The following is a 14,011-nucleotide window of genomic DNA, read 5'->3' as shown; positions in this document are numbered from 1 at the left end:
GTACGGGGACACGGTCAGCGTGGGTGGTTGGCTTGCCAATCGCGCAGGGTGGCTTCGGCGCGGCGGAAATCGAAGTCGTCCACGGCGCGCTGCAGGTCTTCCTGCAAGGGCGGTGGCAGACGTGGGGCACAGATCAGCAGCGCGTGGTCGATCTTGTCGGCATCGTCGCTGCGCAGCGCGTTTTCCAGGATCAGCGCGCTGTCGTCGTCCAAGGCGGCACCGGTTTGCCCGGCGTCTTGCGTGCTGGGGCTGGTCTGCAGGAAGGCGTGGATGGCCGCGGTGGTCTGCGCCATGGTGTCCTTTAGCGCGAGCAGTGCGGCGGTCAGGTCGTGGCCCTGTTCCACACGCGATTCCAGATCGCCCGACGCGCCGGCCAGGGCGGGCAGGGCCAGCGAGCCGGCGGCGCCACGCAGCTTGTGCGCCAGTGCGCCAATCGCCGGCAGCTCGTTGTTGCGCAGATGCGCGGCGGCGGTCTCGGCGGGGTCGGGGTTGTCGCGCAGCAATTTGAGCAGGTAGCGCTCGTACGGCTCGCGCTCACGCCACAGGCTTTGCGCGCGTGCGGCATCCAGCAGCAGCGGATCGGTGTGCGCCCACTCCGGGCCTGCGGCCGGCGCGCGTTCGTGCGGCAGCGAGGACACCCGCCGGCTGCCGGGCTGCAGGAAGTGCCGGATCGCGGTGACCAGTTCCTCCACGTTGAAGGGCTTGGCGATGAAACCGTTCATGCCTGCTTCCAGCGCTTTTTCCTGCTGCGGGCGGAAGGCGCCGGCAGTCAGCGCGATCACCGGCAGGCTGGCCAGCGACGGAATCTGCCGCAGGCGGCGGGTGGCCTCGTAGCCATCCACCACCGGCATCTGCACATCCATCAGCACCAGGTGGAACAGATCCGGCGCGCGCTTGAGCGTGTTCACGGCCTGCTCGCCGTCGTGGGCCACGGTGACCATGGCGCCTTCGCCTTCGAGAATGCGCTGTGCCACTTCGCAGTTGATCTCGCTGTCGTCCACCAGCAGCAGCTGCGCGCCCTCGAGCCGTCGCGCGACGAAGGTTGGCGTGCTCGGGCGCGCGTTGGGGCGCTCGTCGACCAATTGTTCCACCAGCCGATGCAGCGCAGCGCTGGTCACCGGCTTGGTCATCACCGCATCCAGGTCCTGCTGCTCGGGGTGTTGCTCCAGCAGCCGGCGTTCGTAGGCGGTGACCATCACGATCACCGGATGCCGGCCCGGTGTGGCGCGGGCACGCACCTGGCGCGCGATCGCCACGCCGTCGATGTCGGGCATGCGCCAGTCCAGCAGGAAGATGTCGTACGGCTCGGTGGCGTCTTCGATCGCCTGCATCGCGGCCTGGCCGCTGGCCACCGCATCCACCCGCCAGCCCAGCTCGGTGGCGATGCGCACCAGGTTGTTCAAGGCTGCATCGTGGTCGTCGGCAATCAGCACGCGCGGCATGGATTCGGGCGGCAGTAGTGCCGCTTCCTGCTGGGCCTTGGGTGGATCGGTTCTTTCCAGCGTGATCACGAAATAGAACTCGCTGCCACGCCCGGGCACGCTTTCCACTTCCAGCGCGCCGCCCATCAGTTCGATCAAGCGCCGGCTGATGGTGAGACCCAGCCCGCTGCCGCCGTAGCGGCGGCTGGTGGAGGTATCGGCCTGCAGGAACGGCGAGAAGATCAGGCTCTGCTTTTCCTTGGAGATGCCGATGCCGGTATCGCGTACCGAGAACAGCAGCTTGATCTTGTTGGGGTCGCCACTGGGGAAGCGGCGCACCGACAACACCACTTCGCCTTGTTCGGTGAACTTGATCGCGTTGCCGACCAGGTTGACCAGCACCTGGTTGATGCGCAGCGCATCGCCGAGCAGCCAGCGGCATTCGCGCGGCAACGGCTCGACGATCATCTCCACCGGCTTGGCGCTGAGCGAGGAGCGCATCAGGTCGGCGATGTTGTCGAACAATTCATTGAGGTCGAACGGAGCGCGCTCCAGATCGATGCGCCCGGCCTCGATCTTGGAGAAGTCCAGGATGTCGTTGATGATTTCCAGCAGCGAGCGCGCCGAGCGGTCGATCTTGGTCACCATGTCCTGCGCGGCGCCCGGCAACTCGCTGCGCTGGAGCAGATACAGCATGCCGAGGATCGCGTTCATCGGCGTGCGGATTTCATGGCTCATGTTGGCCAGGAAATCCGACTTGGACTGGTTGGCGCTTCTGGCCGCGTCCATCGCCAAGCGCAGCTGTTTTTCGTGCAGTTTCTGCTCGGTGAGGTCCACCGCCACGCCCAGGTAACCGATCACCTGGTCGTTGTCGTCGCGCAACGTGCTCAAGGTCAGCAGCACTGGCAGGCGACGGCCGTCCTGGCTGACATAGGTCCATTCGCTGGTGTCGCTGCGGCCGAGGCTGGTGAGCGCAGCGACCGCTTCCAGCGTGCCGGCGACCGGGGTGCCGGTCTGTTCGGCCAGCCGCAGTGCGCGCTCCTGCAGTTCGTCCGCTTCAATGAACTGGCTGGCCTTGCGGCGGCCGATCACATCGTCGGCGCTGTAGCCAAGCAGTTTTTCTGCGGCTGGATTGAACAGGGTGACAAAGCCGCTGGAATCGGTGGCGATGATGGCGTAACCGGCGTGCGCCAGGATCGCGCGTTGCAGCACCGAGAACTGCACCAGCTCGCTGGTGCGTTCGGCCACCTGATGCTCGAGCGAGGCGTTGAGATCGACAATGCGCTGATGCGAGCGCACACGCTCGGAAATGTCACGGAAGAAATGCGAGTGGCCGCTGACCGCATTGTCGTGCTCGATGATCGGCGCCTTGCTCGCCAGCACGAACACCTGATGCCCGTCGCGGTGGCGCATGGCCTGCGCGGCGGAGACGGCTGCGACCGGCGGTGCCTCGTCCTGGTCGATCTGCGGCATGGCATAGGGTTGCGGCGACAGCAGCCTGGTCAGATTCTGGCCGATCGCCACATCGGCCGGATAACCGAACATGGCCTCGGCTGCCGGGTTCCAGTGCGTGATTTCACCGTCTGGTGTTTCGGCCACGATCGCTTCGCTGGAATGGCTGACCAGGGCGGCCAGTTCCATCTGCTTGCGCAGCACTTCTTCGCGACGCAGGCCGTTGCTGAAATACAGCCCGAGCAGCGCGGCCAGCAGAATGGCGGTGCCCAGGACCAGGCTGCCCATCAGCCACGGCGAGTTCTGGTTGAGCGAGCCGATGAAGTGCAGCGTGGGCCGCGCGGTGAGCACCCAGGTGCGGCCATAGATCGGCAGCAGCTGGGTGTGTGCAGCGCGGCGCATGCTTTCCGGCGCGGCAATGCCACTCCGGTAGAAGGTGTGCTGGGTGTCCTCGCGATCACTCAGGCTAATCGCAACATCATCGCGGTCGCCCAGGGTGCTCTCCAGCATCTGTTTGACGCTGAGTGGCGCGTAGGCCCAGCCGGTGGTCGCGTCCATGCGCTGCTGTGGTGTCTGCAGTGGCATGCCTTCGCGGTAGACCGGCAGCAACACCAAAAAGCCGCCTTCGCTGGGAATCTGGTAGCCCGACAGCGAGACCGGCGAGGTCATGGTCGGCTGGCCGCTGCGCGCGGCTGCGATCGCTGCGGTCCGCCGGCGTGGCTCGGACGCAACATCCAACCCAAGCGGACGGTTACCGGATGACTCCGGTTCGAAATACAGCACGATGAAGCGCTCGCCATCCCACGGCGCCAGCAGCCTGCGCTGAATATCGGGCGCACCGTCGGCGCGTGCGGCATCCAGGAAGGCCGCTTCATCTGCGGCGGCAACGCGATGGATGTAGCCGTAGCCGAGCACGCCTGGAAATTCGCGCGGGTAATCGCGCGAGCGGCTGTAACGGGTGAAGCGGTCTCGACTGATCACATCGCTGCCGGCACCGATCACCGCACCGCGCGCGCCGCGCAGGCCATGCTCGAAGGTGTACATGCGCTCGCTGATGTTGCGCGCCAGTACCCGCACCACCAGATCGAAGCGCCGCTCACGCTCCAGCTCGTTATGCCGATGCACCGCGAAGCCGACCAGGAATGCGGCGATCAGGCCTGCGCTCAGCAGCAGGACGGCGCCGATTGATGCACGGCGTCCGTATTTCCTGCGCAAATCCCAGCGGCCGTGCGGCATGTTTCTTCCTTTGCCTTGCCTGTTGCCTTGCGTCCTACCGCGGTCGACGCGATGCCGGCCTTGCGGTGTGACGCAACGTATCGCAGCAAACCACACACGGCCACCACACGGCTAGTGCATTCACGTGCGTGATGATCACCGCTGCGCTTGCAGCATCAGAACGACAGCCAGATCGACAAGGCGTGCAGCGCAAGTCCGATCAATCCACCCACCAACGTTCCGTTGAAGCGAATGTATTGCAGATCGCGGCCGACCCCCAATTCCAATTGTTCGACGAGGTGACGTTCGTCCCAACTTTTCATCGTCGATGCGATGTGCTCGGTGACCGATGCACGCAGACGCGTGGTGAGTTTGTCGGCTGCATCGAGCATGTGCACGTTGAGTGCTTCGCGCAGCGATGGGTCTTGTGACAGCGACTGGCCGAGCGACTGCATCGAACGCTCCATGTGCGCGGCCATCGACGAATCCTCCTTCGCCAGATCATTGCGCAGCGCTTCGCGGATCTCGCTCCACAGGCCTTGCACGTATTCCTGCAGGGCAGGGTGCTCGATCGCGCGTTGCTTGAGTTCTTCCACGCGCGCGGCCATTTCCGGCTCCTCGCGCAGGCGGGCGATGTAGGTTTGCAGCCACGCCTCATAGTCGAGCCTGATTGGATGCTCGGGCGTGGTGAGGATGTCCTGCAGTTCGTCGATGGCCGCGCGCGCCATGCGGTCGGCCAGGCTGTCGCCGATCTCTTCGATTGGCTTGACCCAGTTCACCGTGCCCACCAGCTTGGGCCACTCGCGGCGTGCGTAGCGCACGATCAGCGCTGACGTGCGCGTCTTCACCTTCTCTTCGTCCAGCCACTGGCCCAGCCGCAGCAGCACCTCATCGAGCAACTTCTGGTGGCGGCCATCGGTGGTGAGCAAGGCCATCACATCGCCGGCGGTGGCGGCGGCATTCCATTTGCGCAGGCGGTCGACCACGAAGCGCTGGATCGCGCGGCGGACGGCTTCTTCATCCAGCAGGTTCAAGGCCTGTAGCAGCCAGCCGCGCGCCATCTGCGCCAACATGCGTGCCTGCTCCGGCTTGGACAGCCATTCGCCCAGGCGACTGGCCGGGTCGAACACGCGCAGCTTTTCCATCAGCGCGTCCGGTGCCAGGAACTGATCGCGCACGAAGCCGGCCAGCCCATCGGCCAGCCGCTCCTTGCCGCGCGGCAGGATCGCGGTATGCGGAATCGGCAAGCCCATTGGGCGGCGAAACAGGGCCACCACCGCGAACCAGTCGGCGAGCGCGCCGACGGTGGCGGCTTCGCAGAATGCCGACACCCAGGCCCAGATGCCGTGTTCGCCCATCAGGTGGCTGACGACGAAGCCGGCGAACATGGCCAGCAACAGGGCCACTGCCAGCAGTTTCATGCGCTGCAGCTGTGCGCGGCGGGGATCGATCGGACGGGTGTCGCTGACGCGTGGTTCCATCGGCGAAGTGTACCCAGTCGGGATGCGAGGGCATGTCCACGCTGTGTGGTGGCGGTAGGGGCGCCCTTGGGCGCGAGGGCATTGCCGGCAAAGCCCGTCTCGCCCGGATGCGCTCCTAGGATGTGGCCGCGCGTTTCAGCGGCGTGAGCGACCTTGGTTTCTCAAAGCCCCGTGCCGACGTAGGAGCGCCCTTGGGCGCGATGAGGCGTTACCGGGAATGCCCTCGCGCCCGAGGGCGCTCCCACGGGAGGCCAGAGACCTTGCCGCCGCGGCCTCAGCCGCGCAGCCGCTCCAGCTGCGCCTGCAGCGCGGCGACCTTGGTCTGCAGGGCGGCGTTCTCGTTTTCCAGTTCGGTGACGCGCCGTTGCAACGCCTTCACGTCGCGGCGTTCGGCTTCGCCGCCTTCGGCCTCGTCCGGCTTGGGCTTGCGCTTGGCGTCGCGTACCCGCTTGGCGGCCTGCTTCAGCTCGGCCTTGCCGGCGTGGGCGGCGGCGCGTTGCTCGTCTTCGGACAAGGTAGCCACCGCGGCGGCGGCGCTGATCGAAATCTCACCGGCCTTGACCGCCTGCACCACTTCCGGCGCTGCCTGCTTGTGGATGCGCTCGATCATGGTCACCTGGTTGCTGCTCAGGCGTGCTTCGCGTGCCAGCTCGGCGCGGCTGACTGGCGTGGAGGTCTCCTCCCACGGCGGGCTGTCCAGGTCCTCAGCCGGGCGCGCTGCGGCGTCGGGGGTATCGACGTTGAGCTCGGCATCGTTTGCTTCCGGGGGGCTGCCGGCGGCATCGGCATCGCGCTGGCTGCGCTGGCGGGCCGCCAGGATCTCGCGCTTGCGCAGCGCCAGCACGCCGCGCTGGAAGTCCGACACGCTGCGCCGGCCCAGGTGCTGCTCGATCATCCACAGATGCACGTCCTGCATCGACTGGAAGCGCGGGTTCTGCACGGTCTGGAACGGCAAACCATGCTTCTGGCAGATGCCGTAGCGGTTGTGCCCATCCACCAGCACCTCGCCCCAGAGCACCAGCGCATCGCGGCAGCCTTCGGCCAGCAGGCTGCGCTCCAGCGCCTCGTGCTCGTCGGGCGTCAGCGGGTCGATGTAGGCCTTGAGTTCTTCTTTGACAACGATGTTCATGCGGCAACTGCGGGAGGAGCGGGGCCGGCATTGTAGTGAGCCTGCCCCGGCTTTGCGCGCTTGACGTGGCGCCCGTCGGCATGACACGCGGGCGCCTGTTGCCGGGTCTTAATTGCTCGCAGTGAGGCGCAGCGGCACGGGACGTCGCCGTGTGGCGGGCAGGGCGCGGCCGGGTGACACGCACTGGCCAGTCAGCGCGCCGCCACTTCGATGCGAGCGGCCGCTCGCACTGCAAGGCCTTTAGTCCACCTTGCGCAGGATCGTGGCCAGCGTCTCCACCATTTGTCCGATCTGCTCGGGGGTGACGATCAACGGCGGCGACAACGCAATGACATCGCCGGTGACACGTACCAGCAGGCCGCCCTCGTGGAAGCAGCGTTCGAACACCTCGTAGCCGCGTGCCCCGGGCGCACCCTCGCGCGGCGGCAGCTCGATCGCACCAATCAGCCCGATGTTGCGGATGTCGATGACGTGCGGCAGCCCGCGCAGGCTGTGCAACGCGTCCTCCCACTGCGGCCCCAGCGTGATCGCCCGCGTGAACAGCTGTTCTTCGGCGTAGGTGTCCAGCGTGGCCAGGGCTGCGGCGCAGGCCAGCGGATGTCCGGAATAGGTGTAGCCATGGAACAGCTCGATCGCCGCCTGCGGCCCATGCATGAACGCATCGTGGATCGCATCGGCCACCAGCACCGCGCCCATCGGCACCGTGCCGCTGGTCAGGCCCTTGGCGGCGGTGATCAGGTCCGGGGTCACCCCGAAGCGCTGCGCGGCGAACGCCTCGCCCACGCGCCCGAAGCCGGTGATCACCTCGTCGAACACCAGCACGATGCCGTGGCGGTCGCAGATGGCGCGCAGGCGCTGCAGATAGCCCTCCGGCGGCAGGATCACCCCGGCCGAGCCGGACACCGGTTCGACGAACACTGCGGCGATGGTGGAGGCGTCGTGCAGGGCGATCAGCCGTTCCAGGTCGTCGGCCAGCTCCACCCCGAAGGCGGGCAGTCCCCGCGAATACGCATTGCGCTGCAGATCCAGCGTGTGCCGTAGATGATCGGTGCCGGCCAGCAGCGGGCCGAACCATTTACGGTTATTGGGCAGCCCGCCGATCGACATCCCGCCGAAGCCAACCCCGTGGTAGGCCTTCTCGCGGCCGATGAAGCGGGTGCGCTGGCCCTCGCCGCGCAGGCGGTGATAGGCCAGCACGATCTTCATCGCGCTATCCACGGCCTCCGAGCCGGAGTTGGTGAAGAACACATGGCCCAGGCCCGGCGGGGCCAACGCGGCCAGCCGTTCGGCCAGTGCGAATGGCAGCGGTGAGCCCATCTGGAAGGTGGGCGCAAAATCCAGCGTGCCGGCCTGCGCGCAGATCGCCGCCACGATGCGCTCGCGCGCATGGCCGGCGTTGCAGCACCACAGCCCCGCGGTGCCATCCAGGATCTGCCGGCCCTCCACGTCGCGGTAATACATGCCTGCGGCCGAGGCCAGCAGGCGCGGGCGCGCCTTGAACTGCCGGTTGGCCGTGAACGGCATCCAGAACGCCTCCATCGCCGCCGGTGTCTGTGCCGCGTGGGCGGCATCGCTCGAAGGGTGGTCGTGCATCGCAGGCTCCGGGGCGGGGATGGGCCGACTCTACGGCAGCAGCTGCGTCATCTGGAACCGCAGCGGCGCGCACCTGGCGCACCCGGGCCGCGTGGCGGCCGTACGCCTAATCCATAGGGACTAGTCAATTAGTCGCAGCGTCGGCCGCTAACCTCAAGGAACGCTTGCGTGCGGCCGCGCGCGGCAGGTTTTTGAGACGCTTTGGCGCGCTGTAAAGCGTTGCAAACCGGTGGTGATCGTCGATGATGCGCGAGACGACCACCAGACGGACCCAAGCGTCGCCGCTGCACCCATCGGATCGCGCAGATCGATCGCAGCCATCAATGGACTTCACATCAGTCAGTTAGGGGAAATACGCATGACGCAAGGGTCCACCGTGGCGAACGCCAACGGCGCAGATGCCGGTTTGTTGTCCAAGGAGCGCATTGTGGCGCGGCCTGGTTTTAATCGTTGGTTGGTGCCGCCGGCTGCCTTGGCGATTCATTTGTGCATCGGCATGGCCTACGGGTTCAGCGTGTTCTGGCTGCCGTTGTCCAAGGCGCTGGGCATCACCGAATCGATCGCCTGCCCGGCCGACATGGGCCTGTTCGCGCGCATGGTGGCCACCACCTGCGATTGGAAGATCAGCGAGCTACAGTGGATGTACACGTTGTTCTTCGTGCTGCTGGGTTGCTCTGCAGCGATCTGGGGCGGCTGGCTCGAACGCGCCGGCCCGCGCAAGGCCGGCGTGGTCTCGGCACTGTGCTGGTGCGGCGGCCTGGTGATTTCCGCGGCGGGGATCCACTTCCACCAGATCTGGATGCTGTGGCTGGGCTCGGGCGTGATCGGCGGCATTGGTCTGGGCCTGGGCTACATCTCGCCGGTGTCCACCCTGATCAAATGGTTCCCCGACCGCCGCGGCATGGCGACCGGCATGGCGATCATGGGCTTCGGCGGCGGCGCGATGATCGGCAGCCCGCTGGCCGATGCGTTGATGCGCCACTTCGCCACCCCCACCTCGGTGGGCGTGATGGAAACCTTCCTGGTGATGGCGGCCCTGTATTTCGTCTTCATGATGGCTGGCGCCTTCGGCTACCGCGTGCCGCCCAGCGGCTGGACGCCGGCCGGCTGGACCGCGCCGGTGGCCTCCAACAACGCCATGATCACTGCCAACCACGTGCACGTGAAAAAGGTCTGGGGCATTCCGCAGTTCTGGCTGCTGTGGGGCGTGCTGTGCCTCAACGTGTCGGCGGGTATCGGCGTGATCGGCATGTCCTCGCCGATGCTGCAGGAAGTGTTCGGCGGCCGTCTGATCGGTGTGGATGCCGGCTTCGGCAGCCTGGATGCCGCGCAGCTGGCCAGCATCGCCGCGATTGCGGCCGGCTTCACCGGCCTGTTGAGTCTGTTCAACATCGGTGGCCGCTTCTTCTGGGCCAGCATGTCCGACAAGCTCGGCCGCAAGAACACCTACACGCTGTTCTTCCTGCTGGGTATCTGCCTGTACGCGGCGGCGCCGTCGGCCGGCGGCGTGGGCGGTATCGCGCTGTTCGTGGGCATCTTCTGCATCATCCTGTCGATGTATGGCGGCGGTTTTGCCACCATTCCCGCGTACCTGGCCGACCTGTTCGGGACCCAGATGGTCGGCGCCATCCACGGCCGCCTGCTCACCGCCTGGGCCACTGCCGGCATCCTCGGCCCGGTGGTAGTTGGCTACATGCGCGAGTACCAGCTGGCGCACGGCAGCCCGCCGTCACAGGTCTACAACACCACCATGTACATCCTCGCCGGCATGCTCGTGCTTGGTCTGATCTGCAACCTGCTGGTGCGCCCGGTAGCCGCGCGTCACTTCATGACGCCCGACGAACTGGCGCGCGAAAAGCAGCTGGCCCACGAAAAGGTGGACCGCAGTGGGCAGGCCGTGCTGGCGCCAGAAGACATGGCGCGCATCGGCCACGGCGGCAATCCTGCGCTGGTGGCGTTTGCCTGGTTGGCAGTGGGCGTCCCGATGGCATTCGGCATCTGGGTCACGCTGCAAAAAGCCTTCGTGCTGTTTCATTGAGATGAGATGACCGGCCAGCCTTCCACTCCCGTGCGCCCCGGCAGTGTGGTGCGCACGGTCCGCCGCCATCGCGGTGGCCGCAGCGCCACCGTGCAGGACATGGTGGCGGCCGAAATGCCGGTCGCCTTCAACTACAACGGCGTGCCGTTCGCAGTGATGATGGCCACCCCCGAAGACCTGGAAGATTTCGCGCTGGGGTTTTCGTTGAGCGAGGGCATCGTGGACCACCCGCAGGACCTGCGGGTGGTGGCGGTGGACACCTTTCTGGAAGGCGCCTCGCTGCAGATCGAGATCCCGCCCGAGCGCGCGGCCGCGTTGGATCAGCGGCGGCGCAATCTGGACGGGCGCAGCGGTTGCGGGGTGTGCGGCAACGAGTCGATCGAAGCAGTGTTGCGTGTGCCGCCGGTCCTGCAGTCGGCATTGCGCATCGATGTCGACGCGTTGGCGCGCGCGCTGGATGCACTGCACGCGCGGCAGCCGATTGCCGCACAGACCGGCGCGGTGCATGCGGCCGGTTGGGCCGATGCGCAGGGCATGGTGCAGTTGGTCCGCGAAGACGTGGGCCGGCATAACGCGTTGGATAAGTTGATCGGTGCGTTGGCGCGTGCGCGCGTCGATGCAACGCAAGGGTTTGCGGTGGTGACCAGCCGCGCAAGTTACGAGATGGCCATGAAAGCTGCGCAGGCCCGAATCCCGCTGTTGGCGGCGATTTCGGCACCCACTGCGCTGGCGATCAGTCTGGCCGACAGTGCGGGTCTGACCCTGATCGGGTTTGCCCGCGATCACGATTGTGTTGTTTACAGCCATCCTCAACGCCTGGACCTGGGCGTTGCCGTGGGAGAGCCCGCATGAGCAAGAAAACCATCAAGCAGTACGACAATCCCGCGGGCGGCTGGGGCGCATTGCGCTCGGTGGCCAAACACCTGATGGAACAGGACATCGCGGTGCAGGGCGCCAAGACGCTGCTGCACGCCAACCAGCCCGACGGCTTCGATTGCCCGGGTTGCGCGTGGCCGGATCGCGACCACACCTCCACCTTTGAATTCTGCGAGAACGGCGCCAAGGCCGTGGCCGCCGAATCCACCGCGCGCCGCGCCGGGCTGGAGTTGTTCGCGTCCCACAGCGTGAGCCTGCTGTCGCAATACAGCGACTACTGGCTGGAAGGGCAGGGCCGCCTGACGCATCCGATGCGCTACGACGCGGCCACCGACCATTACGTGCCGGTGAGCTGGGACGACGCATTCGCGCACATCGCCGGGCATCTCAATGGCCTGGCCACGCCGGACGAGGCGATCTTCTACACCTCCGGGCGTACCAGCAACGAGGCGGCGTTCCTGTACCAGCTGTTCGTGCGCGAGTTCGGCACCAACAACTTCCCCGATTGCTCGAACATGTGCCATGAGCCATCCGGCACCGCGCTGCGCTCGCAGATTGGCGTGGGCAAGGGCACGGTGTCGCTGCATGATTTCGAGCTGGCCGATGCAATCCTGATCTTCGGCCAGAACCCGGGCACCAACCACCCGCGCATGCTGGGCGAGTTGCGCCAGGCCTCCAAGCGTGGCGCAGCGATTGCCGCGTTCAATCCGCTGCGTGAGCGCGGGCTGGAGAAATTTGCCGACCCGCAGGACAAGCTGGAGATGCTGCATAACGGCTCCACGCGCATCGCCTCGGATTATTTCCAGCTCAAGATCGGTGGCGACCTGGCCGCGGTGAAGGGCATGATCAAGCACGTGCTGGAGCGCGATGCGCAGGCACAGCGCGATGGCACGCCCCGTTTGCTGGACCTGGAATTCATCGCCGAGCACACCGCCAATTTTGACGCCTTCGCTGCCGACGTGCATGCGGAAGCCTGGGACACCATCGTCGAAGAGTCCGGCCTGGACGAGGCAGCGCTGCGCAAGGCCGGCGAGATCTACCTCAAGGCCGAGCGCGTGATCGCCTGCTGGGGCATGGGCATCACCCAGCACAAGCATTCGGTGGCCACCATCCACATGATCACCAACCTGCTGTTGCTGCGCGGCCACCTGGGCCGCCCCGGCGCAGGCGTGTGCCCGGTGCGCGGCCACAGCAACGTGCAGGGCGACCGCACGATGATGATCTACGAAAAGCCGCCGGCCACGTTCCTGGACACGCTGCAGTCGGTGTTCGGCTTCGACCCGCCGCGTGCGGACGGTTTCGATACGGTTGGTGCGATCGAGGCGATGCTGGACGGGCGCGGCAAGGTGTTCTTCGCGATGGGCGGCAACTTCGCGGCGGCCACGCCCGATACCGACGCCACGCACCGCGCGCTGCGCAATTGCGAACTGACCGTGCACGTGACCACCAAGCTCAATCGCAGCCATCTGGTGCACGGCAAGGATGCATTGATCCTGCCGTGCCTGGGACGGACCGAAATCGACATCCAGGACGCCGGCTCGCAAGGCGTCACCGTGGAAGATTCGATGAGCATGGTGCACCTGTCGGCCGGCATCAATCCGCCGGCGTCGCAGGATTTGCTATCCGAGCCGGCGATCGTGGCGCGCATGGCCGAGGCCACGTTGGGCGCGCGCAGCGCGATCCGCTGGCGCTGGCTGGTAGGCGACTATGACCGCATTCGCGATCTGATCGCGCAGGTGTTCCCGGACTTCGCGGATTTCAATCAGCGTGTGCGCACGCCGGGCGGCTTCCGCCTGTCCAATACCGCGCGCGACCGCCAGTGGGTGACGCCGGAGCAACGCGCGGTGTTCAAGCCGCATGCGGTGCCCACCGACAACCCGATCCATCGCGCGCGGCGCAGCCGGGGCGAGCAGATGGTGTTCACGCTGGCCACCACGCGTTCGCACGACCAATACAACACCACCATCTATGGCCTGGACGACCGCTACCGCGGTGTGTTCGGCGAGCGCCGCGTGCTGTTCATCAACGGCGCGGATATCGCGGCGTTGAACATGAAGGCTGGCGACTGGGTGGACCTTGAAAGCCTGTGCGAGGACGGCGTGCACCGCGAGGCACGGCGCTTCCTGCTGGTGGACTACAACATCCCGCGCGGCTGCCTGGCTGCGTATTACCCGGAGACCAACGCGTTGGTGCCGCTGTCGAGCTTTGCCGACGAAGCGCGCACGCCGACGTCCAAGTCGATCCCGGTGGTGGTGTTGCCGCATCGCGCAGAAACCGCCGATGCCGCGCCGCGTGATATCGGAGCGGTGCTTGTCCGCTGATCCACAGCTCACCGCGCAGCTGCTGCAGGCGCTGGCCGATGCGCCCGCGGGCGTATCGCTGGCGCGGCTGTGCAAGCAGCTTGGCGTGCGCATGAGCGTGTTGCTGCGCACGCTGGCCTGGCTGGGCAGCGCCAATCTGGATGGCCAGCCGGGCCCGGGCTGGATCCGGGTGGAGGAGCGCAGCGAGCGCCAGTTTGCAGTGCTGACGCCGGCGGGTGTGGATGCGCATGCGCAGCGTGGGTCGTTGGCGGACGGGTAGTACTAAGCGTTTGCTCTTCGCTGCAGGGGCGGACTGTGCGGCTGCGCGTATCTCGAAACGTGGTCAGTGTGGCGTTGCAGGCGCGGTGATGTTTCTCTGCCGCGCTCCGGGCTGGGCGATTCAGATGCACAACGTGCTGATCAGCATCGCACTTCGGTAGTGATGCACCTCTTCCGTGTTGAGTGCAGTTGACGTCTCCAGGCACAGCGCTTGTCTACAGACGTCT

General features: G+C 66.4%; 8 protein-coding genes. 4 read left to right on the top strand and 4 right to left on the bottom strand.

The annotated features are described in order from the left end of the window. Window positions 1-14: 14 nt before the first annotated feature. The 4 genes from ACCQ01_RS13270 to aptA form a co-directional block, all read right to left on the bottom strand. Window positions 15-4,109 (bottom strand): CHASE domain-containing hybrid sensor histidine kinase/response regulator, encoded by a 4,095-nt coding sequence (locus ACCQ01_RS13270; RefSeq protein WP_228432171.1) that lies wholly within the window; start codon window positions 4,107-4,109, stop codon window positions 15-17. A gap of 155 nt (window positions 4,110-4,264) precedes the next feature. Then, the gene (locus tag ACCQ01_RS13265; RefSeq protein ID WP_012438094.1) at window positions 4,265-5,569 is read right to left on the bottom strand and encodes a DUF445 domain-containing protein; all 1,305 of its coding nucleotides are present in this window, start codon (window positions 5,567-5,569) and stop codon (window positions 4,265-4,267) included. Window positions 5,570-5,843: 274 nt separating this feature from the next. Next, the gene (locus tag ACCQ01_RS13260; RefSeq protein WP_042597741.1) at window positions 5,844-6,698 is read right to left on the bottom strand and encodes a plasmid replication/partition related protein; all 855 of its coding nucleotides are present in this window, start codon (window positions 6,696-6,698) and stop codon (window positions 5,844-5,846) included. A 240-nt stretch (window positions 6,699-6,938) separates the two neighbouring features. Continuing rightward, the gene (gene aptA / locus ACCQ01_RS13255) at window positions 6,939-8,291 is read right to left on the bottom strand and encodes an omega-aminotransferase AptA (protein ID WP_228432168.1); all 1,353 of its coding nucleotides are present in this window, start codon (window positions 8,289-8,291) and stop codon (window positions 6,939-6,941) included. Window positions 8,292-8,649: 358 nt separating this feature from the next. On the opposite strand from aptA, the gene ACCQ01_RS13250 reads away from it, so the two are divergent. Genes ACCQ01_RS13250 through ACCQ01_RS13235 form a run of 4 tightly spaced genes read left to right on the top strand, consistent with a single transcriptional unit; the run spans window position 8,650 to window position 13,785 of the window. Next, complete coding sequence (locus ACCQ01_RS13250) at window positions 8,650-10,329, top strand: OFA family MFS transporter (protein WP_011037499.1); 1,680 nt, start codon at window positions 8,650-8,652, stop codon at window positions 10,327-10,329. A gap of 6 nt (window positions 10,330-10,335) precedes the next feature. Next, entirely contained in the window at window positions 10,336-11,181 is an 846-nt protein-coding gene (gene fdhD / locus ACCQ01_RS13245) for a formate dehydrogenase accessory sulfurtransferase FdhD (protein ID WP_011037498.1), read from the top strand. Further along, window positions 11,178-13,526, top strand: a complete 2,349-nt coding sequence (locus tag ACCQ01_RS13240; protein WP_042597733.1) for an FdhF/YdeP family oxidoreductase — start codon at window positions 11,178-11,180, stop codon at window positions 13,524-13,526. The genes fdhD and ACCQ01_RS13240 overlap by 4 nt, the downstream gene beginning before the upstream one ends. Next, window positions 13,516-13,785 (top strand): hypothetical protein, encoded by a 270-nt coding sequence (locus ACCQ01_RS13235; protein WP_228432166.1) that lies wholly within the window; start codon window positions 13,516-13,518, stop codon window positions 13,783-13,785. Before ACCQ01_RS13240 ends, ACCQ01_RS13235 begins: the two co-directional genes overlap by 11 nt. The last annotated feature ends 226 nt before the right edge of the window (window positions 13,786-14,011 follow it).

The organism is Xanthomonas sp. NCPPB 4037, from assembly GCF_041475695.2.
Classification (GTDB): domain Bacteria; phylum Pseudomonadota; class Gammaproteobacteria; order Xanthomonadales; family Xanthomonadaceae; genus Xanthomonas; species Xanthomonas campestris.
The sequence above is the reverse complement of the archived record's forward strand: the minus strand, read 5'-3'. Positions and strand labels throughout refer to the sequence as shown.

What these genes read in the sequence shown, in the direction of transcription:
- ACCQ01_RS13270 (WP_228432171.1), bottom strand. Translation starts at nt 4,109, where the DNA reads ATGCCGCACGGCCGCTGGGATTTGCGCAGGAAATACGGACGCCGTGCA.
- ACCQ01_RS13265 (WP_012438094.1), bottom strand. Translation starts at nt 5,569, where the DNA reads ATGGAACCACGCGTCAGCGACACCCGTCCGATCGATCCCCGCCGCGCA.
- ACCQ01_RS13260 (WP_042597741.1), bottom strand. Translation starts at nt 6,698, where the DNA reads ATGAACATCGTTGTCAAAGAAGAACTCAAGGCCTACATCGACCCGCTG.
- aptA (WP_228432168.1), bottom strand. Translation starts at nt 8,291, where the DNA reads ATGCACGACCACCCTTCGAGCGATGCCGCCCACGCGGCACAGACACCG.
- ACCQ01_RS13250 (WP_011037499.1), top strand. Translation starts at nt 8,650, where the DNA reads ATGACGCAAGGGTCCACCGTGGCGAACGCCAACGGCGCAGATGCCGGT.
- fdhD (WP_011037498.1), top strand. Translation starts at nt 10,336, where the DNA reads ATGACCGGCCAGCCTTCCACTCCCGTGCGCCCCGGCAGTGTGGTGCGC.
- ACCQ01_RS13240 (WP_042597733.1), top strand. Translation starts at nt 11,178, where the DNA reads ATGAGCAAGAAAACCATCAAGCAGTACGACAATCCCGCGGGCGGCTGG.